A 24,852-nucleotide genomic window follows, 5' to 3' on the forward strand; every position below is an offset into this window, starting at 1 on the left:
TTGTGATGCCGACCACAGTTGTCAGTGAGTATTCCTGCAGCTACCCACCGCAGCAATGACCAAAACTGCAGCAGAGATCTGCAAAACTGCACATGTGACGACAGCGAACCGGCGGCCCAGCGCGGACGACCTCCTGGTGCTGCTCGCGGTCGGCCGGACCGGCCGGTACACCACCGCGGCCGAGGAGCTGGGGCTCAACCACACCACCATCAGCCGCCGCATCGCCGCGCTCGAGCAGGCGATGGGTGGCCGGGTGCTGGCCCGGGTGGCCGGCGGCTGGGAGCTGACCGACCTGGGCCGCGACGCGCTCGCCGCCGCCGAAGCCGTCGAATCGGCGGTGCGCTCCCTGACGCTCGACGCCGGCGGCAGCCGCATGCTCGAAGGCGTCGTGCGCATCTCGGCGACCGACGGCTTCTCGGCCTACATCGCCGCACCCGCCGCCGCCTCGGTGCAACGCAGGCATCCGAAGGTGGCGGTGGAGATCGTCGCCGCCACCCGGCGCGCCAGCCAGCAACGCTCGGGGCTCGACGTGGAGGTCGTGGTCGGCGAGCCCACGGTGCACCGCGCCACCGCGATGCGGCTGGGCGACTACTGCCTGGGCCTGTACGGCTCGCGGGACTACCTCGCCGAACACGGATCCCCCGCGAATGTGGCTGATCTGCAACGCTTTCCGCTGGTCTACTTCATCGACTCCATGTTGCAGGTCGACGATCTGGACCTGGCGGCCAGCTTCGCCCCCGCCATGCGCGAATCGGTCACGTCGACCAACGTGTTCGTCCACGTCGAGGCCACCAGGGCGGCGGCCGGTCTCGGGCTGCTGCCCTGCTTCATGGCCGATCGGCACGATGACCTGGTGCGCGTGCTGGCCGACACGGTGTCGATCCGGCTCGCCTACTGGTTGGTCACCCGCCCCGAAACACTGCGCCGGCCGGAGGTGGCCGCCGTCGTCGACGCGATCGCGGCGCGGATGGACGACCAGCGCGACGTCCTGCTCGGCGCGCGGCTATAGGCCGAGCGTTCTGGCCGCCCGGTCGGCGGCATGTGGACCGGCGAGGTGTCGCATCAGGAGCAGCCCGTCGACCAGTGCCATGGTCGCCTCCGCCTCCCGCGTGCGCCGGGCGCGCGAGCCGGAGAAGAAGTCGGCCAGCCAGTCCACCCACGCGGCCATCAGCTGCGGCGCGACCTCGTGGAACGGCGCCTGGTGCGCCGCGGCGAGACCGCAGGCCTCGAAGTAGACCGCGAACAGCGGGTCCACCGCCGAGTTCGCCAGCACCGGGTAGGCCGCAGCCACCATCTGCCGGTGATCGGCGGCCTTGTCGGGGAACGCTCCCGCCAACACCTCTTGCAGACGGACTCCGATCGCCACGAGGACGTCGGTGACGAGTGCGTTCTTCGTCGTGAAGTAGTACACGATGACGCGGTCGCTGGTGCCGAGACGGCGCGCCAGTCGGCCGAAGGTCAACGAACTCAGGCCGTGGTCGACCGCGGCCTGCACCGCACCCTCGAGGATCTCGTCGCGGGAGTATTTGTGGCCCATCGGCCTTGATCGTAGTGGTGACTACAATCTAGTGTTTGTAGCGACCACTACAAACGAGGAGATCCCCATGCCCTCCACCGCATCCCTGTCCCCCGCCCTCCGCGCGATGGCGGTGTCCCGAGCCTTCGCGGGCGCCTCGTCGTGGATCAGCCCCCGCCACGCCTGGCGGTTCTTCCTGCTCGGACCGATGCCCGACGCCGGCAGCACGGCACTGGTCTCCCGGCTGTTCGGCATCCGGGACCTGGTGTTGGCCCTGGGCCTCGGACACTCCGACCCGGCGGTCCGCCGCGCGGTCCTGACGGCCGGCGTCGTCGTCGACAGCGCGGACGTCGTCGCCACCGCCCTGGCCCTCCGCTCGGGCGCGCCGCGCGCGGGGCTGCTGGCGGCCGCGGCAGGCGCGGGCACGTTCATCGTGATCGGTGCGACGGCGCTGGCGCACTCGGATTAGGCGTCGGCGCGCGCCGAACCCTTGCGCTGCGACGGGCGACCTGGTGCAGTCAGCCCGTGCCCTTCCTCGAGCATCCCCGCGGCCGTGCCTACTACCGGCACTGGGCCGCGCCCGATCCACAGGCCGCGGTTGTCTTCCTGCACGGATTCGGCGAGCACACCGGGCTCTACCACCGGTACGGCTTCGCGCTGAATGCCGCCGGGATCGACCTGTGGGCCGTCGACCAGTTCGGCCACGGCCTCACCGTCGGCGACCGCGGAGACTTCGGCACGATCGAGGACAGCGCGGCGCTGGCCGACGCGCTGACCGAACTCGCCCGGCAGGAGTATCCCGGGCTCCCGGTGATCGCGCAGGGCCACTCGTACGGCGCCGTCGTGACGCTGTTCCGCGCACTCGAACACGGGGACCGATACCCCGGCGCGGTCATCTCCGGTGCCCCGCTGGTCGCGGTGCCCGAACTGCTCGACGCCGACACGTCCATCGATCTGGACCCGGAGTGGCTCTCGTCCGACCCCTTCTACTTCGACTCGATCGTCAACGACCCGCTCGCCTTCGTCGACGCCGACAGCCGCGCCCTGACCCGCGAGCTGGACCGGGCGTGGAATCGGTTCGGCGCGGAGTTGCCGACACTGGCCGTGCCGACCCTGGCCGTGCACGGCACCAACGACCCGATCGCCCCGGTCGGCGCCGTGCGCGCCTACGCCGAGACCGTCGCGCCGCTCGAGCTCGTCGAGTTCGCCGGCGCCCGCCACGACATCCTCAACGAGACGGTGCACCGCGACGTCGCCGCCACGATCGTGGCGTTCATCCACAGGGTTATCCCCACTGTGGATGAATGACACCCGTGTGATTCAGCCGAGAATCAGCCGGGTGGCGTCGCGCAGCACCCGGGCCCGCCCGCCGGCGAATCGGTCGGCGGCGATCAGGTGGTCCCCGATCACCAACGAGAACGCCAGCATCGCCCGCGCCTCGACGTCCCCGGCGTCATCGGACATCGCCGAGATCAGTTCCCGCAGGTAGTCCATCCTGCGGTTGTCGACCCGGCGCAACCGCGCGGCGACCGCGGCGTCCCGCCGGGCCCACTCCCGCACGGCGAGATCGATCGGCACCAGATCCGGCGCGAAGGTCAGCATCCCGGCCTTGCGGGCCTTGCCCGCCGGGCCACCGCCCTCGGCTTCCACGCGGCGGCGCACGTCGTCGATGCTGCGACGCTCCCAGGCGTCGAGCATCGCGTCGACCAATTCGGCGCGTCCGCCGAACTGCCGGTAGAAACCGCCGCGCGTCACTCCGAGACGTTGCGCGAGCACCTCGACGCGCACCGCGCCGGGTCCCTCGGTGGCCAGCAGATCCAGGCCGGTGTCGATCCAGAGCTCTCGCGATGTTCGTACTGGTGGCGCCACGTTAGATACAGTACAGTGCTGTATCTATGAAACCTGATACCGACACACTGCGGGCGTGCTGCACGCTCGATCGCATCGACCATGTCGACACCCACCTGCTCGCCACTGACACGCCCCGCGCCAGGACGCCCGAGCAGTGGACCCGCGAGATCCTCGAAGGCCCCTCGGCCGTGATGCGGGCGCGGCTGACCGCGGGCTGGACCATGCTGGGGCTACGGGTGCACCACCTGGGCCCGGACTCGATCGCCGGCTGGCCCATCGCCCATCGGGACGCGGACTGTGTTCGGCTGCAGGGTGATTCGCTGCTCGGCCTGACCGGTCAGCTGGTGACGCGGGTGACCGACGGCGGCGTCGAGTTCGCCACCTTCGCCCAGCTGGACAACGCGGTGGCACGGGCGATGTGGGCCCGGGTCCTGCCCACGCACCTGCAGATCGTCGAGCGCCTGCTGCGCGAGGCGGCCGCGCGCACCCGCTAGAGCCAGGTGTCGTCAGTGGTCGCGGTGAGGAACGCCTCGAGGTCGTTGCGCCAGTCGGCCGGGGTGGTCTTGTCCGGCTCGATGCCGGTGTACTGCCCCTGATAGAAGAGCAGCGGCCGCGGCTTCTTCTTCGGCACATCGGAGAGCGAATGCACCGCGCCGAACACCACGAAGTGGTCACCGCCGTCGTGCACCGAGGCCACCGTGCAGTCGATGTGCGCCAGCGTGCCACCGATGATCGGCGACCCCAGTTTCGACAGCGACCAGTCGAGGCCGGCGAACTTGTCCGGCTCACGGGAACCGAAGCGCGCCGACACGTCCTTCTGGTTCTCGTGCAGGATGTTCACGCAGAACCGGCCGCTCGACTCGATCGCCTGCCAGGACCGGCTGACCTTCGTCGGGCAGAACAGCACCAGCGGCGGCTCCAGCGAGAGCGCGGCGAAGGACTGGCAGGCGAAGCCGACCGGAACCTCGTCGTGCACCGTGGTGATCACCGTGATGCCTGTACAGAACTGGCCCAGCACATTGCGGAATGTGCGCGGGTCGATAGGTGCGCCGGACACCGCTACTTGAAGCCCACGCTGAAGTCGTGACCCCACAGCGACACCGCGGTGCTCTCCCGGGCGACCCAGCTGTGGTCGTCCACTTCGAGCCCCTCGCAACCGAATTCGATGTCGAAGCCACCGGGGGTCTTCATGTAGAAGGACAGCATCTTGTCGTTGACGTGCCGGCCCAGTGTCGCCGACATCTTGACCTTGCGGCGCAGCGCACGGTCCAGGCACAGCCCGACGTCATCGGCGTTCTCCACCTCGACCATCAGATGCACGATCCCGCTGGGTGTTTCGCCCGGCATGAACGCCAGGCTGTGGTGACGGGGATTCACCCCGAGGAAGCGCAGCCACGCCGGCGCGCCGTCGGCCGGGCGGCCGACCAGCTGCGGCGGCAGCTTCATCGAGTCGCGCAGACTGAAGCCGAGCACATCGCGGTAGAAGTGCAGCGTCTCCACGTCGTCGCGGGTGGTGAGCACGACGTGGCCGAGGCCCTGCTCCTCGGTGACGAATTTGTGGCCGTAGGGGCTGACGACGCGACGGTGCTCCAGCGCGACGCCGTGGAACACCTCCAGGGTGTTGCCCGACGGATCGTCGAACACGATCATCTCGTCGACGCGCCGCTCGGCGAGTTCGGCGGAGGTGCCCTCCTTGTACGGCGTGCCGTGCACATCCAGACGGTGCCGGATCTCCTGCAGCCCAGCCGCATTGGCCGTCTCCCAGCCCGACACCAGCAGCCGGTCGTGCTCACCGGGAACGATCACCAGCCGGGCCGGGAACTCGTCCATGCGCAGATACAGCGCGCCGTCGGCCGGGCCGGATCCCTCCACCATGCCGAGCACCTTCAACCCGTACTCGCGCCACGCACCGACGTCGGTGCTCTCGATGCGCAGGTAACCCAGTGAACGGATGGACACGGCTTCAGCCTCCGAGGAAATCGATGGTCAGCTTGTTGAATTCGTCGAACTTCTCCAGCTGCGCCCAGTGCCCGCACTGCCCGAACACGTGCAGCTGCACCCGCGGGATCTGCTTGAGCGCCACCAGCGCCCCGTCGAGCGGGTTCACCCTGTCCTCGCGACCCCAGATCAGCAGCACCGGCTGACGCAGCTTGTACACGTCGCGCCACATCATGCCGAGCTCGAAATCAGCTCCGGCGAACGACTTCCCCATCGCCTTGGTGGCCGCCAGCGATTCCGGGGTGCTGGCGATCCGGAACCGCTCCTCGACGAGTTCGGGCGTGATCAGGGACTGGTCGAAGACCATGATGCGCAGGAACTTCTCGATGTTCTCGCGGGTCGGGTCGTTGGCGAACCGGCCCAGCAGCTTGACACCCTCGGTCGGATCCGGCGCGAACAGGTTGACGCTCAGCCCGCCCGGGCCCATCAGCACCAGCCGGCCCGCCCGCTTGGGGTTGTCCAGCGCGAAGCGCACCGCGGTGCCGCCGCCCAGCGAATTGCCCACCAGCGCAGCACGTTCGATGCCCAGATGGTCGAAAAGCCCGAGCAGCGCGGTCGCGCTGTAGCGGTTGTACTGCTCGTGCTCGGTGTGCTTGTCGGAGTACCCGTAGCCGGGCTGATCGACGGCCAGCACATGGAAATGCTTGGCCAGCACCCCGATGTTGCGGCTGAAATTGGACCAGCTCGAGGCGCCGGGGCCACCGCCGTGCAGCAGCACGACGGTGGGTGACTCCGGGTCGCCTGCTTCGTGGTAGTGCAGCCTCATGTCGTCGGCGACCTGCGCATAGCGTGAGGTCGACTCGAACGTGATCTCCTGCTGTTGAGCAGCTTCCGCGGCGAACGAGGTCATCTAGACCATCGTGTCCTGGGGCGGGAGGCCGAACGCGTCGTTACCGAAGATCAGGTAGGCACGCTCGGGCTCGTTGGCCGCGTGCACCCGGCCCGCATGCGCGTCGCGCCAGAACCGCTGCACCGGCTGATCGAGGTTCAGCGCGGTCGCACCCGATGCCTCGAACAGCAGGTCGATCGACGCGATCGCGCGCGCGGTGGCCCGCACCTGATCGCGGCGGGCGCGGGCGCGCAACGAGAACGGGATCTCCTGGCCGGACTGCAGCAGCTGGTACTCCTCGCCCACGTTGCCGATCAGCTGACGCCATCCGGCGTCGATGTCGCTGGCGGCCTCGGCGATCCGGATCTTGGCGAACGGATCCTCCTTGGACTTCTCACCGGCGAACGCCGCACGCACCCGCTTGCCCTGGTGCTCGACGTGGGCGTCGTACGCGCCGTAGGCCATGCCCATGATCGGCGCGCTGATCGTCGTCGGATGCATGGTGCCCCACGGCATCTTGTAGACCGGCGCGGAGTTGGTCTGGTAGCCACCGGCGCTGCCGTCGTTCATCGCCTTGTACGACAGGAACCGGTGACGCGGGACGAACACGTCCTTGACGACGACGGTGTTGCTGCCGGTGGCCTTGAGCCCCACCACGTTCCACACGTCGTCGATGCGGTAGTCGTCCCGCGGGATCAGGAAGCTGCCGAAGTCGACCGGCCGGCCGTCCTTGATCACCGGGCCGCCGAGGAACGCCCACGTCGCGTGGTCGCAGCCCGACGACCACTGCCAGGCGCCGCTGACCAGATAGCCGCCGTCGACGACGGTGCCCGCGCCCATCGGCGCGTAGGAGGACGACACCCGAACGGTGGGATCGTCGCCCCACACGTCCTCCTGGGCCTGCTGGTCGAACAGTGCGAGGTGCCAGTTGTGCACGCCGATGATCGACGAGACCCACCCGGTGGACCCGCAGGCGCTGGCGATGCGGCGGACGGCCTCGTAGAACACCGTCGGATCGCACTGCAGGCCGCCCCACTGCTCGGGCTGCAGCAGCTTGAAGAAACCGACCTCGTCGAGTTCGGCGACGGTGTCGTCGGGAAGGCGCCGCAGTTCCTCGGCAGCCGGGGCGCGTTTGGCGATCCGCGGCAGCAGATCGTCGATGCCGGCTAGAACCGACTGCACGTCGCGCTGTTCAATGGACGTCACTGTTGTGCCTCCCGAGAGTAGGGACCTGCTCAAAGATTAGAACACGTTACGATTTGTGTCGAGTAGCGGTGTCCTGTGGCCGCTGGACCAGCACACATGCATTTCTGTAACCTGTTCTAGTTATGAACGCCCGATGGTGGGGAAGAGAGAGTCGACCGTGACCGACGAGCCTTTGGGCAACCACGTGCTGGAACTGGAGATCGCCCAGGTGATCGACGAGACGGCCGACGCCCGGTCGCTGGTGTTCACCGCCCCCGCCGACGCCCCCGTCCCGGAGGACAAGCTGCGGTACTCGCCGGGGCAGTTCCTCACGCTGCGGGTGCCGAGCGAGCGGACCGGCTCGGTTGCCCGCTGCTACTCGCTGTGCAGCTCGCCGTTCACCGGCGACCCGATGACCGTCACCGTCAAGCGGACCGCCGACGGGTACGCCTCGAACTGGCTGTGCGACCACGCCCACCCCGGCATGCGGGTGCACGTGCTGGCCCCGTCGGGAACGTTCGTCCCCCGCACGCTCGACACCGACTTCCTGCTGCTGGCCGCGGGCAGCGGTATCACGCCGATGATGGCCATCCTCAAGTCCGCGCTGACCGAGGGCGGCGGCAAGGTCACGCTCGTCTACGCCAACCGCGACGAGACCTCCGTGATCTTCGCGGCCGCGCTGCGCGACCTGGCGGCCAAGTACCCCGACCGGCTCACCGTCGTGCACTGGCTGGAATCGGTGCAGGGACTGCCGAACGCGGCCACGCTCGCCGAGTTGTTCGCGCCCTACCGCGACCGGGAGGCGTTCCTCTGCGGACCCGCGCCGTTCATGGCGGCCGCGCAGGAGGCGCTCACCGCCTGCGGAGCCCCCGCCGAACGCGTCCACATCGAGGTGTTCAAGTCGCTCGAGTCCGACCCGTTCGCCGCCGTGGTCATCGCCGAGGACGACAGCGACGAGGGTCCGGCCACCGCGGTGGTGACGCTGGACGGCGACACCCACGAGGTGTCCTGGCCGAGGCGGGCGAAGTTGCTCGACGTCCTGCTGGACAAGGGACTCGATGCGCCGTTCTCCTGCCGCGAGGGACACTGCGGCGCGTGCGCGGTGGTGAAGAAGTCCGGCGAGATCGAGATGGAGGTCAACGATGTCCTCGAAGACCAGGATCTCGACGAGGGCCTGATCTTGGCCTGCCAGGCCCACCCGCTCTCGGATTCGGTCGAAGTGACCTATGACGAGTGACGAGCGGATAGGTTTGCCAGGATGAAGCGGCTCGCAGCAGCAGGCGCCACGGTGATGGCGCTGCTGACCACGGTCCTCGTCCACCCTGCGACGGCGGCCGCCGCGTCGGACACGAAGACGTCCTCGATCCCCGTCGACCCCGCGACCTCGATCCAGATGCAGGTGTCGGCGAATTGCGATGCGGCCCAGGCACGGTGCTTCTTCACCACCACCGCGAGCCTGCTGACGCCCGACGGACCCACCGGGTTCCCCGGCGACACCTGGGCGCGGCAGACGGTCACGCTGCGCAGTTCCAGTAGGGACGTCTGGCAGCAGGCCTGGTACAGCGCACCGTCGGGCAACCCGCGTGAGCTCAAGGGCGCCAACCACGAGAACGTGCTGTCGAAGATGTACCGGGCCCTCGACGACGTCGAGCTGTCGATCACCTACTTCGGCGGGGGACCCATCGCCCGCTTCACCGCCGACGGCGATTCGGTGCCCACGCAGTGGCGGACCGGTCTACCGGCCACCGACGCGGACTTCATCGCCTGCTCCCAGATCCAGGTCGTCTACAGCGGGGTGAACCTCACCACGCCCACCGCCTGCGCGCAGACCCGGTTCGGTTAACGCGGCAGGCCGAGCAGCCGCTCCCCCGCCATCGTCAGCAGGATCTGCTCGGTGCCGCCCGCGATGGTCAGGCACCGGGTGTTGAGGAAGTCGTGCACCTGCTGGTTCTCCACCGCGCCGGCGCCCTCGGACAGCTCCATCCGGAACTCCGCGAGCGCCTGGCGGTAGCGCACACCGATCAGCTTGCGGGCGCTGGCCTGCGGCCCGGGATCGCGCCCGCCGACCGCGAGCTGGGCGATGCGCTGATCCAGCAGCGAGCCCACCTGCGCGGTGACGATCAGCTCGCCGAGCCGATCCCGTTGGGCGTCATCGACATCCGATTCGGACACCACGCGCAGCAGCTCCTCCATCGGGTTGCCCAGCGCGGTGCCCTGCGCCATCGCCACCCGCTCGTTGGCCAGCGTGGTGCGCGCCAGCTTCCACCCGTCGTCGACGCCGCCGACCACCATCTCGTCGGGCACGAAGACGTCGTCGAAGAACACCTCGTTGAACAGTTCGTCGCCGGTGATCTCGCGCAGCGGCCGGATCACGATGCCCGGGCTCTTCATGTCGACGAGGAAGTACGTGATGCCCTTGTGCTTCGGAGCGTCGGGATCGGTGCGGGCCAGGCAGACCCCCCAGTGCGCCTTCTGCGCCGCCGAGGTCCAGACCTTCTGCCCCGTGAGCTTCCAACCCCCCTCGGCGCGAACGGCTTTGGTGCGCAGCGCCGCCAGGTCCGAGCCGGCGCCCGGCTCGCTGAACAGCTGGCACCACATCAGGTCGCCGCGCAGCGTCGCCGGGACGAACTGCTCGATCTGCTCGGCGCTGCCGTGCTCGAGGATCGTCGGCACGGCCCACCACCCGATCACCAGATCGGGCCGTGTGACGCCGGCCGCGGCCAACTCCTGGTCGATCAGCAACTGCTCGGCGGGGCCGGCCCCGCGCCCGTGCGGCCGTGGCCAGTGCGGCGCGAGCAGGCCCGTCTCCGCCATCACGGCCTGCCGCCGGTCGGCCGGGGCGGCCGCGACATCGGCCACCGCGGAAGCGATCTCGGGCCGCAGGTCAGCCACCGATGCGAGGTCGATGTGCAGGTCGCGGCGCACCCCCTGCTGGGTCAGCGCGGCCACCCGGCGCAGCCAGTGCGACCGGCCGCCCAGGAACTGGGCCAGACCGTAGGCCCGCCGCAGATACAGGTGCGCGTCGTGCTCCCAGGTGATGCCGATGCCGCCGAGCACCTGGATGCAGTCCTTGGCGTTGGCCTTCGCGGCCTCGATGCCCACCGAGGCGGCCAGCGCCGCCGCGATCGACAGCTGGGCGTCATCGGTGTCACCGGCGGCGCGTGCCGCGTCGGCCGCGGCGACCGACGCCTGCTCGGAGCGCAGCAGCATCTCGGCGCACATGTGCTTGATGGCCTGGAAGCTGCCGATCGGCTTGCCGAACTGCTCGCGCACCTTCGCGTACTCGGTCGCGGTCCGCAGCAGCCAGCGCGCCACCCCGGCGGCCTCGGCCGCGGCCAGCGTCACCGCGAGGTCGGTCACCCGCTCCGCCGACATCGCCACCGGCACCGCGGCCGCGCGGTCGAGCACCACCCGAGCCAGCGGGCGGGAGAAGTCGGTCGCCTTGCGCGGTTCGACGGTGACGCCCGGTGCCGCGGCGTCGACCACCACCCACCCGTCGCCGGCCGGCAGCAGCAGCAGGCCGTCGGCCGTGGCGCCGAGCACGGCCGGCGCCGTCCCGGACACGGCGCCGTCGGCGACCGTCAGGTCGGCGATCAGCGCGGCACCGGCGGTGCGCTGCCCGGACGCCAGGGCCCCGAGCCACTCGGTCTGCGCCTCCCCCAGCACCAGCGTGGCCAGCGCCGTCGTCGCCACGGGGCCGGGCACCAGGGCGGCCGCGGCCTCCTCGAGCATCGCGCACAGATCGGCGACCGTGCCATCGGCGCCGCCGTGCTCCTCGGCGAGCGCGACGCCGAACATCCCCAGGTCGGCCAGCGCGGCGTACGGCCCGCGCCACGCGTCGGCGGTGCCGTGCTCGACGTCGCGGACCGCGTCGACGGAACCCGACCCCGCCGCCCAGCTCCGGACGAGGTCGCGCGCTTCGGCCTGCTCGTCGGTGATGGTCGCAGACACCGTGACTCCTAGGGTTTGGGTGAGAACAGCGTGCGTCCCACTAGAACGTGTTCTAATAGTGCCAGCGTTCGACCGTCAAGTCGAACGCCATCACAGCAGACCACTGTCGTGATCGACACAGTGCGGCGGTGGGAAACCTACGACCGGTGTGCGTATCGTTTTCACCAGTTGCACCGCACACCGAAGGAGCCGCGCACCGCATGTCCGGGTCGTCTGAGTCGTCACCAGGCACGTCGGCGCGCGCCGGCGCCACGGGATCGGACACCCGCCCCCGCCAGGTGATGAACGTCGCGGTGCTGGCCGAATCGGAACTGGGCTCCGAGGCGCAGCGGGAACGCCGCAAGCGGATCCTGGACGCCACGCTGGCGATCGCGTCCAAGGGCGGTTACGAGGCCGTGCAGATGCGGGCGGTGGCCGAACGCGCCGACGTCGCGGTCGGCACGCTCTACCGCTACTTCCCGTCGAAGGTGCACCTGCTGGTCTCGGCGCTGGGCCGCGAGTTCGAGCGCATCGACGCCAAGACCGACCGGTCCGTGCTGGCCGCGGGCGCCACGCCGTATCAGCGGCTCAACATCATGGTCGGCAAGCTCAACCGGGCCATGCAGCGCAACCCCCTGCTGACCGAGGCGATGACGCGGGCGTTCGTGTTCGCCGACGCGTCGGCCGCCGGCGAGGTCGACTACGTCGGCAAGCTGATGGACTCGATGTTCGCCCGCGCGATGAGCGACGGCGAACCCACCGAGGACCAGTACCACATCGCCCGCGTGATCTCCGACGTGTGGCTGTCCAACCTGCTCGCGTGGCTGACCCGGCGAGCGTCGGCGACCGACGTGAGTAAGCGGCTCGATCTGGCGATGCGGCTGCTCATCGGCGACGGCGAGCAGCCGAAGATCTGACCTCGTGCTGCCGCCCGAGCTCTCGACCGCCCTCGAGGCCGCGGCCCGGGTGCCGCGACTGCTGATCACGACCGACTTCGACGGCACGCTGTCCCCGATCGTCAACAACCCCGCCGACGCGCGACCCCTGCCCGACGCGGGCCGCGCGCTCGTCGCGCTGGCCGAGCTGCCGTCCACCGAGGTCGCGCTGATCTCCGGGCGTGCGCTGCGCGACCTGCGCGTGCTGTCGTCGATGCCCGACGCCGTCCACCTGGTCGGCAGCCACGGCGCCGAGTTCGACTCCGGGTTCTCCCACGACATCGACACCGACCTGCTGGCGGCCATAACCGAGACGCTGGACGCGATCGCCGCCGACAAGGCCGGGGTGACGGTGGAGACGAAACCGGCGAGCGTGGCCCTGCACGTGCGCAACGCGTCGGACCCCGACGGCGAGGCCGCGCTGGCCGCGGCCTGGGAGGCGGCCACCGGGTGGGACGCGCATGCGACGACGGGCAAGGCCGTGCTCGAGTTCGCGGTGATCTCCACCGACAAGGGAGAGGCGATCGACATCCTGCGGACCGAGCACGACGCGTCGGCGGTGGTGTTCTTCGGCGACGACGTCACCGACGAGAAGGCGTTCCGCCGGCTGACCGACGCCGACGTCGGGGTGAAGGTCGGGCCCGGCGACACCGCGGCGACGCACCGGGTGTCCTCGCCCGAGGACGTCGCCGCCGCGCTGCAGTTCTTGCTTTCCGCGCGCGCGGGAGGTTAGGCCGGCGGACCCGAGGTGCGACCGCGCACCACCTCGGTGTCGAGCACCTCGACGACCGGCAGCCCCGACCGGGGCGGGCTGTGCAGCAATTCCCCTGCGCGCCTGCCCTTTTCGATGCTCGGCTGGCGCACGGTGGTCAGTCCCCGCGACAGCGCCTCGGGCACCCCGTCGAAACCGGTCACCGTCATCTGGCCGGGCACGTACACGCCGCGGGCGCGCAGCCGGTCCATCGCGGAGAGGGCGAGCACGTCGGCGGTGCACATCAGCGCGGTGATGCGCGGATTGGCGTCCAACGCCACGTCGGCGCCGGCACCCCCGGAGGTGGGCAGATGCTCGTAGCTCTCCACCACGGTCAGCGAATTCGGGTCGAGGCCGGCAGCGGCCATCGCGTCCCGCACACCGGCGATGCGCTCACTCTGGACGTGGAAGTCCGGTGTGCGGACCCGCTCGGGGTCCGCGAGCGCCGGCCCCGGACCGCCGTGCGGCCAGTCGCGGCCCAGCCGCATGGTCAGCAGTCCGATCTCGCGGTGCCCCAGGTCGAGCACGTGCTCGGCCAGCGCGCGCATCGCGGCACGGTCGTCGATGCCGACCCGCGACGTCCCGGGCACATCCCTGGGCTGGTCGACGACCACCACGGGCAGATGCCGCTGGAGCACCACCGGCAGGTACGGGTCGTCGTCGGAGGCCGAGTAGATCACGAACCCGTCGACGCCCGCGGCCAGCACGGCGGCCGAGCCGTCGCTCACGCTGCGGTTGGGCCCGACCGCGACCAGCAGCAGCCCCTGCCCGACGGCCTCGCACGATTCGGCCAGCCCGGCCACGAAGTCCAGCGCGGCGGGATCGCTGAACGAATAGTTCAGCGGTTCGGTGATGATCAGACCCACCGCGCCGGCCCTGCGGGTGCGCAGCGAGCGGGCCACCGGATCAGGGCCCGGATAGCCGAGCCGCTTGGCGGTGGACAGCACCCGCTCGCGCAGCTCGGCCGACAGTTGATCCGGCCGGTTGTAGGCGTTGGAGACGGTGGTGCGCGAGACCTTGAGTTCGGCAGCCAGAGAGGCCAGGGTCGCGCGCCGTCTCGGCGTCGGAGTCCTGGACATGCTCTGTAGAGGGTAATTCATCCCCATCGCCCCGGCGCCGAGCACGCACCGGCACCCATGCGCTACATTGGCGAAGTTATTGGAAACGATTTTCATTTGTATCAGGAGTTGCGCATGCGAGCCCTCGCCGCCCTGCCCGCCATGGCCGTGGCCGCCGTGCTGACGGTCGCCGTGGCCGGCTGTTCCCAGCAGCAGCCGAACACCGAGCACGGCACCGCCAACGTGGTCGCCTCCACCGACGTGTGGGGCAGCGTCGCCGCCGCCGTCGTCGGGGACCACGCGACCGTCAAGTCCATCGTCAGCGGTACCGTCGCCGACCCGCACTCCTTCGAGGCCAGCCCGTCCGACGTCGCCGAGATCGCCGACGCCTCACTGGTCGTCTACAACGGCGACCACTACGACCACTGGATGGACGACGTGCTGCAGAACTCGCACGACATCCCGACCGTCGACGCATCGTCGCTCTCGCCGACCCAGCCCCCGCCCAACGAGCACGTTTTCTACGACCTGCCCACCGTCAAGGCCGTCGCCGACCGCATCGCCGAGACCCTCGGGCAGTCCGACGCCGAGCACGCCGCCGATTACACCGCCAACGCGCAGAAGTTCGGCGACGCGCTGGACACGCTCACCCTCGCGCAGCACGGCATCGGCGAAGCCCACCCCGGCGCCTCGGTCGTCTCCACCGAACCCGTCGCGTACTACGCCCTGCGCAACGCCGGCATCGCCGACAAGACGCCGCCGTCGTTCGCGAACGCGGTCGAGGAGGGCGGCGACCCGTCGCCCGGCGATCTGGCCGCCGTGCTGGACCTGATCAACAACCGGCAGGTGTCGGCGATCGTCGTGAACACCCAGACCGAGGGCCCGGTCAGCAAGCAGCTGTCCGACGCGGCGCGACAGGCCGTGCTACCCGTCATCTCGGTCACCGAGACGCTGCCCGCCGGCATGGACTACCTGCAGTGGCAGCGCAAGACCGTCGACGAGATCGCGGCCGCGCTGGACAGTCCGCCGCCGCCGAGCCGATAGTCGCCGTCTGTGCCCACCGACGACCTCGTAGAACTGCGCCACGCGCGGCTCGCCTTCGGCGATCGCGTGCTGTGGGACGACCTGGACCTCACGGTGCGCGCCGGCGAGTTCATCGCCATCCTCGGACCCAACGGCACCGGCAAGACGTCCCTGCTCAAGGTGCTGCTGGGGCAGGTTCCCCTCAGCGCGGGCGACGTGCGGATCGCCGGCGAGCCCGTCACGACCGGCAGCCGCAAGATCGGCTACGTCCCCCAGCACCGCTCGATGGACCGCGGGCTGTCGCTGCGCGCCTCGGATCTGGTGGCGCTCGGCTACGACGGGCACCGGTGGGGCTTCGCCGGCTGGAGTCCCGCCGCGCGGCGCGCCAAGCGCGAGGCGGTGCGCCAGGCGCTGGCCCAGGTCAACGGCACCGGGTTGGCGCACGCGTCGGTCGGCGTGATGTCCGGCGGCGAGCTGCAGCGCATCCGGGTGGCCCAGGCCCTGGTGACCGATCCGGTGCTGCTGCTCTGCGACGAACCGCTGCTCAATCTCGACCCCGCCAACGCGGGCCTCGTCTCCGCGCTGATCGACCGGCGTCGCCGCGACGCCGGCACCGCGGTCCTGTTCGTCACCCACGAGGTCGACCCCGTGCTGCCGTACGTGGACCGGGTGATCTACCTCGTCGACGGCCGGTTTCGGGTCGGCACCGTCGCCGAGGTGATGACGTCGGCGACGCTGTCGGAGCTCTACGGCGCCGACATCGAGGTACTCGAAGTGGGCGGGCGCTACATCGTCGTCGGCGAACACAGCCAGTACCAGCACGACCACTGCGAGGGCCCGGGGCACACCCATGAATGACAAGCTCTCCGACGTCGTCTCCCACTTCTTCGACTTCGGCGCCACCGCCGACCTGCTCAGCCGCGACTTCGTCCAGCAGGCGCTGCTCGCCTCGGCGCTGCTGGCGCTGGTGTCCGGCATCGTCGGGCCGCTGATCGTCATGCGGCAGATGTCCTTCGCGGTGCACGGCTCCAGCGAACTGTCGCTGACCGGCGCGGCCTTCGCGCTGCTGGCCGGCTTCAACATCGGCATCGGCGCGCTGCTGGGATCGGCGCTGGCGGCCGTGCTGTTCGGCATCCTGGGCCAGCGGGCCCGCGAACGCGACTCCGCGATCGGCGTGGTGCTGGCGTTCGGCCTGGGTCTGGCCGTGCTGTTCATCCACCTCTACCCCGGCCGCACCGGCACCAGCTTCGCGCTGCTGACCGGCCAGATCGTCGGCGTCGGATACTCCGGGCTGGCGCTGCTGGCCGTGGTGACCGTCGTCGTCATCGCGGTGCTCGCGGTGTCCTACCGGCCGCTGCTGTTCGCGACCGTCGACCCCGAGGTGGCCGCAGGCCGCGGCGTCCCGGTGCGCGGGCTGGGCATCGTGTTCGCCGCGCTGGTGGGCGTCACCGCCGCCCAGGGCGTGCAGATCGTCGGGGCGCTGCTGGTCATGTCGCTGTTGATCACCCCGGCGGCCGCGGCGGCGCGGGTGTTCACCTCGCCGATCAAGGCGATGGGTGCCTCGGTGCTGTTCGCCGAGACCGCGGCCATCGGCGGCCTGGTGCTGTCCCTGGCCCCCGGCGTGCCGGTGTCGGTGTTCGTCACGACGATCTCGTTCGCGATCTTCCTGGTCTGCTGGCTGGTCGGCAGCCGCCGTTAGGCTGGTCGTCGTGGCCACCCGCACGGTCGACCTGAACGCCGATCTCGGCGAGGGCTTCGGGGTGTGGCAACTCGGCGACGACGACGCGATGCTGGGCATCGTCACCAGCGCCAACGTCGCCTGCGGCTTCCACGCCGGGGACTCGGCGACGCTGGCGCGCACCTGCCGGCTCGCCGCCGAACGCGGCGTGCGGATCGGCGCCCAGGTCAGCTACCGCGACTTCGCCGGCTTCGGCCGCCGGTTCATCGACGTGCCGCCCGAGGAACTGGCCGCCGACGTGATGTACCAGATCGGTGCGCTGTCCGCGCTCGCCAAGGCCGCCGGGTCGACGGTGTCCTACGTCAAGCCGCACGGCGCCCTCTACAACGCGGTGGTCACCCACCGCGATCAGGCCCGCGCGGTGGCCGAGGCCGTGCATGCGGTGGACCCCGAGCTCCCGCTGCTCGGCCTCGCCGGCTCGGTGCTGTTCGACGCGGCAGCCGAGCTCGGGCTGCGCACGGTCGCCGAGGCGTTCGCCGACCGGTCCTACCGGCCCGACGGGCAGCTGGTGTCGCGGCGGGAACGCAACGCGGTGCTCAGCGATCCCGACGAGATCGCCGAGCGGGTGATCTCGATGGTCACCGCGGGCCGGGTGGCGGCGGTGGACGGTTCGACGATCCCGATCACCGTGGAATCGGTGTGCGTACACGGCGATTCCGAGGGCGCGGTGCAGATCGCCACCGCGGTGCGGACCCGGCTGCTGGCCGAGGGTGTCGACCTCTCGCCGTTCAGCTGACCGGGGCGCCGGCGTCGCGGTTCGCGCAGGACACCACGCTGCCCAGCAGCCCCGGCAGGGCCGTCTCCACCTCGTCGACACGCAGCCGCTGGAACGTCAGCCCGTCGATCACCAGGCGCTCGGTCACGCCGGCCTCGCGCAGGATCTTGAAGTGGTGGGTGGCCGTCGACTTGTTGATGCCGTCATAGAGCGCCCCGCATTGCAGCGGCCCGCCGGCGTTGTGCAGCCGCCGCACGATCTCCAGCCGGACCGGGTCGTGCAACGCCGCCAGCACCTGCTGCACCCGGGCGACCGGGTGCGCGTCGTCGGCCATGAGTGTCCTTCACCACGCGGGGTTTGATGATCGTCGAACCCAGCGTACGCTCGATCGGGTTCGATGTCTGTCAAACCGTACTCGACCGGAAGTGGGGCACCCGATGGTGGCGATCGACCGTCCGATCAGCGAGACGCAGCGTTGGGCCTACCCGCTGCTGCTCGTCCTGAGCGGCGTCGCCCTCGGTGTATCGGGACTGCCCGCGCCGCTGTACGGCATCTACGAGTCGGACTGGCACCTCTCGCCGCTGGCCACCACGATCGTGTTCGCCGTCTACGCCGTCGCCGCGCTCGCCGCGGTGCTGGTGTCGGGACGGATCTCCGACGTGGTGGGCCGCAAACCGGTGCTCGTCGGCGCCCTGATCGCCCTGCTGGTCGGGCTGGGGGTCTTCCTCATCGCCGACAACATGGCGCTGCTCCTGCTCGCCCGCACCATCCACGGCGCGGCCGTCGGCTCGATCGTCGTCGCCGGCGCGGCGGCCCTGCTGGACCTGCGCCCCGACCACGGCGTGCGCTCGGGTCAGCTCTCCGGCGTCAGCTTCAACGTCGGCATGACCGTCGCGATCCTGGGCTCCGCGCTGCTCGCCCAGTACGCACCGCACCCGCTGCGCACGCCCTACGCGGTGGTCGCCGTGATCTGCCTGATCGTCGGGATCGGGGTGCTGGCCCTGCGCGAACCGCACACCGCGCGCGCCCAGGGTCCCATCCGCATCGCGAAACCCGCTGTGCCGCAAGAGATCCGGTCCGACTTCTGGTTCTCCGCGCTCGGCGCGATGGCGTCCTGGTCGGTGCTCGGCGTGCTGCTGTCGCTGTACCCGTCTCTGGCCGCGCGGCAGACCCACATCGACAACCTCGTCTTCGGCGGCGCCGTCGTCGGCACCACCGCGTTCGCCGCAGCGCTGGCCCAGCTCGCCGCGACCCGGCTGCCCGCCAAGTACTCCGCGATCATCGGCGACGTCGGAATGGCCGTGTCGCTGCTGCTGACCATCCCGGTGCTGCTCACCCACCAGCCGCAGCTGGTGTTCGTGGCCGCCGCACTGCTGGGCGCGACGTTCGGGCTCGGCTTCGGCGGCTCGCTGCGCCACCTGTCCGATGTCGTGCCGGCCGGCCGCCGCGGCGAGACGATGTCGGCGTTCTACCTGCTGGCGTACACCGCGATGGCGGTGCCCACGCTGGTCGCGGGTTGGGCGGCCACGCAGTGGGACCTGGCGTCGGTGTTCCCGTGGTTCGCCGGCGCGGTCGCCGCCGCCTGCCTCGGCGCAGCCGTCGCGGGGCTGCGTGGCGTCCGGGCGGCGCGCACGCCCTAGGGTGGCCGTCATGCGTCTGAGGCTCGGCCGTCCCGATCTCACCGCCTACGCCCCCCGGTTCGACGTGCCCGCCGCGGCCGCGACGACCCCGGTGACGGTGACGTGGGCCGGCGTCACGACGCTGCTGATCGACGACGGCGACTCCGCGGTGATGACCGACGGGTTCTTCTCCCGGCCGGGCCTGCTCACCGTCGCGTCCCGCCCGCTGCGCCCGTCGCTGCCCCGCATCCAGCACGCCCTGAACCGGCTCGGCGTCGAGCGTCTCGACGCGGTCACCCCGGTGCACACCCACTTCGACCACGCGATGGACTCGGCCGTCGTCGCCGGCCGCACCGGGGCGCGGCTCATCGGCGGTGCGTCGGCCGCGCAGGTCGGACGTGGCGCGGACCTCGACCGCGTCGACGTCGTCACGCCGGGCGAACCCGTCACGGCCGGGGCGTACGACGTCACGCTGATCGAAGAGCACCACTGCCCGCCCGACCGCTTCCCTGGACAGATCACCGCGCCGGTGCGGCCACCGGCGCGGGCGTCCGCGTACCGCTGCGGCGAGGCCTGGTCCACGCTGGTGACCCACCGGCCCAGCGGCCGCACGCTGCTGATCGTCGGCAGCGCCGGCTACGTGCGCGGCGCGCTGCGGGGCCGCACCGCCGACGTGGCCTACCTCGGCGTCGGGCAACTCGGGCTGCAGCCGGAGAGCTACCTCGTCGAGTACTGGACCGAGACCGTGCGCGCGGTCGGGGCGCGCCGGGTGGTGCTCATCCACTGGGACGACTTCTTCCGCCCCCTCGACCAACCGCTGCGCGCGCTGCCGTTCGCCGCCGACGACCTCGACGCCTCGATGCGGGTGCTCAGCCGGCTGGCCGCCGAGGACGGCGTCCCCCTGCACCTGCCGACCCTTTGGCAGCGCGCCGATCCATGGAACTGATCCTGTCCGTGGCCGCGCTCGTCGCGGTCCTCGGGTTCGCCCTGCTGCGCCCGCACGGCTGGCCCGAGGCCGTCGTCGCGGTGCCCGCCGCCGCACTGGTGATCGTGGCCGGCGCGATCGACTGGCACGACGCCCTGGCCGAGGTGTCCCGGCTGGCACCAGTGGTCGGTTTCCTGGCGGCGGTGCTGGTGCTCGCCCGGCTCTGCGACGACGAGGGCCTCTTCCACGCGGCGGGCGTGCTGATGGCCCGCGCCACCTCGGGCGGACAGACCCGGCTGCTGGTGTCGGTGTTCGGGATCTCCGCGGCCGTCACCGCGATCCTCAGCCTGGACGCCACGGTCGTGCTGCTGACGCCGGTGGTGCTGGCCACCGCGCGCACACTCGCCGTGCCGGCCCGGCCGCACGCGTATGCGACCGCGCACCTGTCCAACAGCGCGTCCCTGCTGCTGCCGGTGTCCAACCTGACCAACCTGCTGGCGTTCGGCGCGGCCGGGCTGACGTTCCTGCACTTCGCCGCGCTGATGACGTTGCCGTGGCTGGCCGCGATCGCCGTCGAGTTCGTGCTGCTGCGGCTGCTGTTCGCCAAGGACCTGCGGGTGCAGCCGCAGGAGGCACCCCGCGAGCCCGTCGATGTTCCGCTGTTCGCGCTGGTGGTCGTCGGCCTCACGCTGGCCGGCTTCGCGGTCACCTCGCTCCTCGGGCTGTCGCCGGCCTGGGCCGCGCTGGCGGGCGCCGTGGTCCTCGGGGTGCGGGGGCTCGTGACGGGGCGCAGCTCGGTCGCGAAGATCACCGGCGCGCTGGATCTGCCGTTCCTGGCGTTCGTGCTGTGTCTGGGCGTGGTGGTCGCCGCGGTGATGCGCAACGGGCTGGAGACGGCGATGCAGCGGGTGCTGCCCGACGGGCAGGGTCTGCTCGCACTGCTCGGCATCGCGGCCGTCGCCGCGGTGCTCTCGAACGTCGTGAACAACCTGCCCGCGGTGCTGGTGCTGCTGCCGCTGGTCACCCCGGTCGGTCCCGCTGCCGTGCTGGCGGTGCTGATCGGCGTCAACGTCGGCCCCAACCTGACCTACGTCGGGTCACTGGCGAACCTGTTGTGGCGCAGCGTGGTCCGTCGGGACATGAACCCCAGCTTCGCCGAGTTCAGCCGCATCGGGCTGGCCACCACACCGCCCGTGCTGATCGCGTCGGTGCTGGCGCTGTGGGCGGGCCTGCAGCTGTTCGGGGTCTAACCGCGGCGCTGGCGCGCGATCTCGGCGAGCACGACGCCCGCGGCCACCGACGCGTTGAGCGATTCGGTGGGCCCGGCCATCGGGATCGACACGATGGCGTCGCAGTTCTCCCGCACCAGCCGGGACAATCCCTTGCCCTCCGAGCCGACCACCACCATGATCGGGCCGCTGCCGTCGATCTCGTCGATCGCGGTGTCTCCGCCGGCATCGAGGCCCACGATCTGCACGCCGGCATCGGCGTACTGCTTGAGCGCGCGGTTGAGGTTGGTCGCCCGCGCCACCGGGGTGCGGGCCGCCGCACCCGCGCTGGTGCGCCACGCCACCGCGGTCACCGACGCGGACCGGCGCTGCGGGATCAGCACGCCGTGACCGCCGAACGCCGCGACCGAGCGCACGATCGCGCCCAGGTTGCGCGGGTCGGAGATGTTGTCCAGGGCGACCAGAAGCGGCGGTGCCGCGTCCTTCTTCGCCGCGGCCAGCAGATCGTCGGGGTGGGCGTAGCTGTAGGGCGGCACCTGCAGCGCGAGGCCCTGGTGCATGCCGTTGGCGGCGATGCGGTCGAGGTCGTGGCGCGGCACCTCGAGGATCGCGATCCCCTTGTCGGCCGCGGTCTGCACCGCCTCGGTCAGGCGTTCGTCGGAGTCGGCGCCCAGTGCGACGTAGAGCGCCGTGGCGGGCACGCCCGCCCGCAGGCACTCCACCACCGGATTGCGGCCGAGCACGATCTCGGTGTCGTCGGTCTTGCGGTGGCGGCCCTGCTGCTGGCGGGCGGCCTTCGCGGCGCGTTTGGCCGCCGGGTGGTGGGGCCGCTGATGCGCAGGCGGGGTCGCACCCTTGCCCTCCAGCCCGCGGCGACGTACACCACCGGAGCCGACCGTGGGGCCCTTCTTCGTGCCGGCCTTGCGGACCGCGCCGCGCCGCTGGGAGTTGCCCGCCATTATTTGTCCGTCCCGTCCAACAGTGACCACTGGGGACCGTCGGAGGTGTCGGTCACCTCGATGCCGGCCGCTTTGAGCCGGTCGCGGATCGCGTCGGCCTCGGCCCAGTCGCGCCGCACCCTGGCCTCTTCACGCCGTCTGACCTCGGCCTGCACCAGCACGTCGACCGCCGCCAGCGCCGCCGACGTCTCGTCGCGCGACTCCCAGCGTTCGTCGAGCGGATCCGCCCCCAGGATCCCCATCATCGCGCGGATCGACATCGCGTGCGTGAGCGCCGACTCGTGGTCGCCCGCATCGAGGGCCCGGTTGCCCTCGGCGCGCGCGGCGTGCACCTCGGCCAGCGCGATCGGCACCGACAGGTCGTCGTCGAGTGCGGCGCCGAACTTCGGGGTCCACTCACCCGGCACCACCGCGCCGACCCGGGTGCGCACCCGGTGCAGGAAGTCCTCGATACCCGTGTAGGCCTTCGCGGCATCGGCCAGTGCCGTCTCGGAGAACTCCAGCATCGACCGGTAGTGCGCACTGCCCAGGTAGTAGCGCAACTCGGCGGCCCGGACCCGTTGCAGCACAGCGGGAATCGCCAGGACGTTGCCCAGCGACTTGCTCATCTTCTCGCCGCCCATGGTGACCCAGCCGTTGTGCAGCCAGAACCGGGCGAAGCCGTCGCCGGCGGCCTCGGCCTGGGCGATCTCGTTCTCGTGGTGCGGGAACACCAGGTCCATGCCGCCGGCGTGGATGTCGAATTCGGCGCCGAGGTACTCGTGGGCCATCGCGACGCACTCGGTGTGCCAGCCGGGGCGGCCGCGGCCCCACGGCGTCGGCCACGACGGCTCGCCTGGTTTGGCGCCCTTCCACAGCGTGAAGTCCCGCTGGTCGCGCTTGCCCGTCGCGACCCCCTCACCCTGGTGCACGTCGTCGATCCGGTGACCGGACAGCTTGCCGTACTCCGGCAGCGTCGCGACGTCGAAATACACGTCGCCCGCCCCGGTGTAGGCGTGGCCGCGATCGATGAGCCGCTCGATGAGCTCCACCATCTGGGTGATGTGCCCGGTGGCGCGCGGCTCCGCCGACGGGGGAAGCACCCCCAGCGCGTCGTAGGCGGCCGAGAACGCCCGCTCGTAGGTCGACGCCCATTCCCACCACGGCCTGCCCGCGTCGGCGGCCTTGGTCAGGATCTTGTCGTCGATGTCGGTGACGTTGCGGATGAACGCGACGTCGAAGCCCTTGGCGGTCAGCCAGCGGCGCAACACGTCGAACGCGACACCGCTGCGGACGTGCCCGATGTGCGGCAGACCCTGCACCGTGGCGCCACACAGGTAGATCGAGACGTGGCCGGGCCGCAGTGGCGCGAAATCGCGCACACCGCCAGACAAGGTGTCATAGAGCCGCATGACAGCTGCGGGGCGTTCGGTCACGACGGGCCAGCTTACCGGCCCGATCAGGCGAAACCCTCATCGCGGTTTGTCTGCTCTTCGCGCAAGCGCTCATCGCCGAAAACCAGGGCCGTCGCGATCGCCGCCAGCCCCTCGCCACGGCCGGTCAGACCGAGGCCGTCGGTGGTGGTGGCTGACACCGAAACGGGGGCGCCCAGCAACGCGGAGAGCACTTGTTGGGCCTCGGCCCGGCGCGGGCCGACCTTCGGCCGGTTGCCGATGACCTGGACGGCGGCGTTGCCGACCCGCAGGCCGGCGTCGTCGAGCAGGGAGCGCACGTGGCGCAGCATGTCGGCACCGGACACCCCCCGCCACTGCGGGCGGTCGGTGCCGAAGACCTCGCCGATGTCGCCCATGCCCGCCGCGGACAGCAGAGCATCGCAGAGGGCATGGGCGGCGACGTCACCGTCGGAGTGACCGGCACAACCGTCGGCGTCGTCGAACAGCAGACCCAGCAGCCAGCACGGACGTCCGGCTTCGAGGGGATGAACGTCGGTACCCAGACCGACGCGGGGAATCACGTCCTTCAGGACGCGGCGGCGAGAGCCTCGTCGAGAATGGTCGCAGCCTTCTCGTCGTCGGTGTTCTCGGCGAGCGCGAGTTCACCCACCAGGATCTGACGGGCCTTGGCCAGCATGCGCTTCTCGCCGGCGGAAAGCCCACGTTCCTGGTCGCGGCGCCACAGGTCACGGACGACCTCGGCCACCTTGTTCACATCACCGGAGGCGAGCTTCTCCAGATTGGCCTTGTACCGGCGCGACCAGTTGGTCGGCTCCTCGGTATGCGGGGCACGGAGCACCTGGAAGACCTTGTCGAGGCCCTCCTGTCCGACGACATCGCGCACACCCACGTATTCGGCGTTGTCCGCGGGCACCCGAACGGTGAGATCACCCTGGGCGACCTTCAAGACGAGATATTCCTTCTGCTCGCCTTTGATGGTCCGGGTTTCGATCGCCTCGATCAACGCAGCACCGTGGTGTGGATAGACAACGGTGTCTCCGACCTTGAAAATCATCAGTTTCGAGCCCCTTTCACATGACGAGTTTAACACGCGCCGCCGACAGGGGTGCGCCAACAATGCAGGTCAGGGGCACAGTCGACGAACACCAGGGGTTGACACACCGGCGAATCCGTGCAAGGCGCGCACCTGTCGCGCCC

At 70.7% G+C, this 24,852-nt stretch carries 28 protein-coding genes; 15 read left to right on the forward strand and 13 right to left on the reverse strand.

The genetic code is table 11. The features are described 5' to 3' along the window. Nucleotides 1–55: 55 nt before the first annotated feature. Nucleotides 56–1,009, forward strand: coding sequence for a LysR family transcriptional regulator (locus tag MCHLDSM_RS02000; protein WP_048468650.1), 954 nt, complete (start codon nt 56–58; stop codon nt 1,007–1,009). On the opposite strand, the gene MCHLDSM_RS34835 is transcribed toward MCHLDSM_RS02000, so the two are convergent. Next, nucleotides 1,004–1,537, reverse strand: coding sequence for a TetR family transcriptional regulator (locus MCHLDSM_RS34835; protein WP_053082826.1), 534 nt, complete (start codon nt 1,535–1,537; stop codon nt 1,004–1,006). The genes MCHLDSM_RS02000 and MCHLDSM_RS34835 overlap by 6 nt on opposite strands. 67 nt (nt 1,538–1,604) lie before the next feature. Between MCHLDSM_RS34835 and MCHLDSM_RS02010 the strand changes: the two genes are divergently transcribed. Together MCHLDSM_RS02010 and MCHLDSM_RS02015 are read left to right on the forward strand one after the other, a co-directional pair. After that, nucleotides 1,605–1,985 (forward strand): hypothetical protein, encoded by a 381-nt coding sequence (locus MCHLDSM_RS02010; protein ID WP_048468651.1) that lies wholly within the window; start codon nt 1,605–1,607, stop codon nt 1,983–1,985. 56 nt (nt 1,986–2,041) lie between these two features. Beyond that, nucleotides 2,042–2,824: an alpha/beta fold hydrolase gene (locus MCHLDSM_RS02015; RefSeq protein WP_048468652.1), complete on the forward strand. Its 783-nt coding sequence runs from the start codon at nt 2,042–2,044 to the stop codon at nt 2,822–2,824. 12 nt (nt 2,825–2,836) lie between these two features. Here the strand turns inward: MCHLDSM_RS02015 and MCHLDSM_RS02020 are convergent, their stop codons facing one another. Continuing rightward, complete coding sequence (locus MCHLDSM_RS02020; protein WP_048468653.1) at nt 2,837–3,385, reverse strand: TetR/AcrR family transcriptional regulator; 549 nt, start codon at nt 3,383–3,385, stop codon at nt 2,837–2,839. 26 nt (nt 3,386–3,411) lie between these two features. On the opposite strand from MCHLDSM_RS02020, the gene MCHLDSM_RS02025 reads away from it, so the two are divergent. After that, the gene (locus MCHLDSM_RS02025) at nt 3,412–3,861 is read left to right on the forward strand and encodes a hypothetical protein (protein WP_048468654.1); all 450 of its coding nucleotides are present in this window, start codon (nt 3,412–3,414) and stop codon (nt 3,859–3,861) included. Here MCHLDSM_RS02025 and hsaB read toward each other — a convergent pair. From hsaB to hsaA, 4 genes are read right to left on the reverse strand one after another with little or no spacing between them, the layout of a single operon-like run. After that, nucleotides 3,858–4,424, reverse strand: coding sequence for a 3-hydroxy-9,10-secoandrosta-1,3,5(10)-triene-9,17-dione monooxygenase reductase subunit (hsaB, locus tag MCHLDSM_RS02030; RefSeq protein WP_048468655.1), 567 nt, complete (start codon nt 4,422–4,424; stop codon nt 3,858–3,860). The genes MCHLDSM_RS02025 and hsaB overlap by 4 nt on opposite strands. Nucleotides 4,425–4,426: 2 nt before the next feature. Continuing rightward, on the reverse strand, nt 4,427–5,326 hold the full coding sequence (gene hsaC / locus MCHLDSM_RS02035; RefSeq protein WP_048468656.1) for an iron-dependent extradiol dioxygenase HsaC: 900 nt from the start codon (nt 5,324–5,326) through the stop codon (nt 4,427–4,429). Between the two features lie 4 nt (nt 5,327–5,330). Next, the gene (hsaD, locus tag MCHLDSM_RS02040; RefSeq protein ID WP_048468657.1) at nt 5,331–6,215 is read right to left on the reverse strand and encodes a 4,5:9,10-diseco-3-hydroxy-5,9,17-trioxoandrosta-1(10),2-diene-4-oate hydrolase; all 885 of its coding nucleotides are present in this window, start codon (nt 6,213–6,215) and stop codon (nt 5,331–5,333) included. After that, nucleotides 6,216–7,400, reverse strand: coding sequence for a 3-hydroxy-9,10-secoandrosta-1,3,5(10)-triene-9,17-dione monooxygenase oxygenase subunit (hsaA, locus tag MCHLDSM_RS02045; RefSeq protein WP_048418563.1), 1,185 nt, complete (start codon nt 7,398–7,400; stop codon nt 6,216–6,218). Nucleotides 7,401–7,557: 157 nt separating this feature from the next. Here hsaA and MCHLDSM_RS02050 point away from each other — a divergent pair, with 157 nt between their 5' ends. Together MCHLDSM_RS02050 and MCHLDSM_RS02055 are read left to right on the forward strand one after the other, a co-directional pair. After that, complete coding sequence (locus MCHLDSM_RS02050) at nt 7,558–8,616, forward strand: 2Fe-2S iron-sulfur cluster-binding protein (RefSeq protein ID WP_109788723.1); 1,059 nt, start codon at nt 7,558–7,560, stop codon at nt 8,614–8,616. Nucleotides 8,617–8,637: 21 nt separating this feature from the next. Next, a complete protein-coding gene (locus MCHLDSM_RS02055; RefSeq protein WP_048468659.1) occupies nt 8,638–9,222 on the forward strand; it encodes a hypothetical protein in 585 nt (194 codons plus the stop codon). Here the strand turns inward: MCHLDSM_RS02055 and MCHLDSM_RS02060 are convergent. Then, entirely contained in the window at nt 9,219–11,330 is a 2,112-nt protein-coding gene (locus MCHLDSM_RS02060) for an acyl-CoA dehydrogenase family protein (protein ID WP_048468660.1), read from the reverse strand. The two genes, MCHLDSM_RS02055 and MCHLDSM_RS02060, sit on opposite strands and share 4 nt — an antisense overlap. A gap of 200 nt (nt 11,331–11,530) precedes the next feature. Between MCHLDSM_RS02060 and kstR the strand changes: the two genes are divergently transcribed. Both kstR and otsB read left to right on the forward strand, forming a co-directional pair. Next, nucleotides 11,531–12,226, forward strand: a complete 696-nt coding sequence (gene kstR, locus MCHLDSM_RS02065; RefSeq protein ID WP_048468661.1) for a cholesterol catabolism transcriptional regulator KstR — start codon at nt 11,531–11,533, stop codon at nt 12,224–12,226. A gap of 4 nt (nt 12,227–12,230) precedes the next feature. Beyond that, nucleotides 12,231–12,977: a trehalose-phosphatase gene (gene otsB, locus MCHLDSM_RS02070; RefSeq protein WP_048468662.1), complete on the forward strand. Its 747-nt coding sequence runs from the start codon at nt 12,231–12,233 to the stop codon at nt 12,975–12,977. Here otsB and MCHLDSM_RS02075 read toward each other — a convergent pair. Then, nucleotides 12,974–14,074, reverse strand: a complete 1,101-nt coding sequence (locus MCHLDSM_RS02075) for an Rv3575c family transcriptional regulator (RefSeq protein WP_048468663.1) — start codon at nt 14,072–14,074, stop codon at nt 12,974–12,976. The genes otsB and MCHLDSM_RS02075 overlap by 4 nt on opposite strands. A 114-nt stretch (nt 14,075–14,188) precedes the next feature. Between MCHLDSM_RS02075 and MCHLDSM_RS02080 the strand changes: the two genes are divergently transcribed. Genes MCHLDSM_RS02080 through MCHLDSM_RS02095 form a run of 4 tightly spaced genes read left to right on the forward strand, consistent with a single transcriptional unit; the run spans nt 14,189 to nt 17,550 of the window. After that, nucleotides 14,189–15,097 carry a metal ABC transporter solute-binding protein, Zn/Mn family gene (locus MCHLDSM_RS02080; protein WP_174545732.1) on the forward strand — a complete coding sequence of 303 codons (909 nt, stop codon included), beginning with the start codon at nt 14,189–14,191 and terminating at the stop codon, nt 15,095–15,097. Nucleotides 15,098–15,106: 9 nt separating this feature from the next. After that, nucleotides 15,107–15,934 carry a metal ABC transporter ATP-binding protein gene (locus MCHLDSM_RS02085; protein WP_048468664.1) on the forward strand — a complete coding sequence of 276 codons (828 nt, stop codon included), beginning with the start codon at nt 15,107–15,109 and terminating at the stop codon, nt 15,932–15,934. Further along, nucleotides 15,927–16,775: a metal ABC transporter permease gene (locus tag MCHLDSM_RS02090; RefSeq protein WP_048468665.1), complete on the forward strand. Its 849-nt coding sequence runs from the start codon at nt 15,927–15,929 to the stop codon at nt 16,773–16,775. Before MCHLDSM_RS02085 ends, MCHLDSM_RS02090 begins: the two co-directional genes overlap by 8 nt. Before the next feature lie 10 nt (nt 16,776–16,785). After that, on the forward strand, nt 16,786–17,550 hold the full coding sequence (locus MCHLDSM_RS02095; RefSeq protein ID WP_048468666.1) for a LamB/YcsF family protein: 765 nt from the start codon (nt 16,786–16,788) through the stop codon (nt 17,548–17,550). Here MCHLDSM_RS02095 and MCHLDSM_RS02100 read toward each other — a convergent pair. Beyond that, on the reverse strand, nt 17,543–17,863 hold the full coding sequence (locus tag MCHLDSM_RS02100; RefSeq protein ID WP_048418573.1) for an ArsR/SmtB family transcription factor: 321 nt from the start codon (nt 17,861–17,863) through the stop codon (nt 17,543–17,545). The genes MCHLDSM_RS02095 and MCHLDSM_RS02100 overlap by 8 nt on opposite strands. A 103-nt stretch (nt 17,864–17,966) precedes the next feature. Between MCHLDSM_RS02100 and MCHLDSM_RS02105 the strand changes: the two genes are divergently transcribed. From MCHLDSM_RS02105 to MCHLDSM_RS02115, 3 genes are read left to right on the forward strand one after another with little or no spacing between them, the layout of a single operon-like run. After that, complete coding sequence (locus MCHLDSM_RS02105) at nt 17,967–19,169, forward strand: MFS transporter (RefSeq protein WP_048468667.1); 1,203 nt, start codon at nt 17,967–17,969, stop codon at nt 19,167–19,169. A 10-nt stretch (nt 19,170–19,179) separates the two neighbouring features. After that, nucleotides 19,180–20,094: an MBL fold metallo-hydrolase gene (locus MCHLDSM_RS02110; RefSeq protein ID WP_048468739.1), complete on the forward strand. Its 915-nt coding sequence runs from the start codon at nt 19,180–19,182 to the stop codon at nt 20,092–20,094. After that, nucleotides 20,085–21,323: an SLC13 family permease gene (locus tag MCHLDSM_RS02115; RefSeq protein ID WP_048468668.1), complete on the forward strand. Its 1,239-nt coding sequence runs from the start codon at nt 20,085–20,087 to the stop codon at nt 21,321–21,323. Before MCHLDSM_RS02110 ends, MCHLDSM_RS02115 begins: the two co-directional genes overlap by 10 nt. Here MCHLDSM_RS02115 and rlmB read toward each other — a convergent pair. The 4 genes from rlmB to carD are packed head-to-tail and all read right to left on the reverse strand — an operon-like array spanning nt 21,320 to nt 24,709. Further along, complete coding sequence (rlmB, locus tag MCHLDSM_RS02120; protein ID WP_048418576.1) at nt 21,320–22,261, reverse strand: 23S rRNA (guanosine(2251)-2'-O)-methyltransferase RlmB; 942 nt, start codon at nt 22,259–22,261, stop codon at nt 21,320–21,322. The two genes, MCHLDSM_RS02115 and rlmB, sit on opposite strands and share 4 nt — an antisense overlap. Continuing rightward, nucleotides 22,261–23,652: a cysteine--tRNA ligase gene (gene cysS / locus MCHLDSM_RS02125; protein ID WP_048468669.1), complete on the reverse strand. Its 1,392-nt coding sequence runs from the start codon at nt 23,650–23,652 to the stop codon at nt 22,261–22,263. The genes rlmB and cysS overlap by 1 nt, the downstream gene beginning before the upstream one ends. Nucleotides 23,653–23,699: 47 nt before the next feature. Continuing rightward, the gene (gene ispF, locus MCHLDSM_RS02130) at nt 23,700–24,215 is read right to left on the reverse strand and encodes a 2-C-methyl-D-erythritol 2,4-cyclodiphosphate synthase (protein ID WP_048468670.1); all 516 of its coding nucleotides are present in this window, start codon (nt 24,213–24,215) and stop codon (nt 23,700–23,702) included. Nucleotides 24,216–24,220: 5 nt separating this feature from the next. Then, nucleotides 24,221–24,709 carry an RNA polymerase-binding transcription factor CarD gene (gene carD, locus MCHLDSM_RS02135; RefSeq protein ID WP_043412998.1) on the reverse strand — a complete coding sequence of 163 codons (489 nt, stop codon included), beginning with the start codon at nt 24,707–24,709 and terminating at the stop codon, nt 24,221–24,223. Between the last annotated feature and the right edge of the window lie 143 nt (nt 24,710–24,852).

This window comes from Mycolicibacterium chlorophenolicum (assembly GCF_001044235.1).
Lineage (GTDB): Bacteria > Actinomycetota > Actinomycetes > Mycobacteriales > Mycobacteriaceae > Mycobacterium > Mycobacterium chlorophenolicum.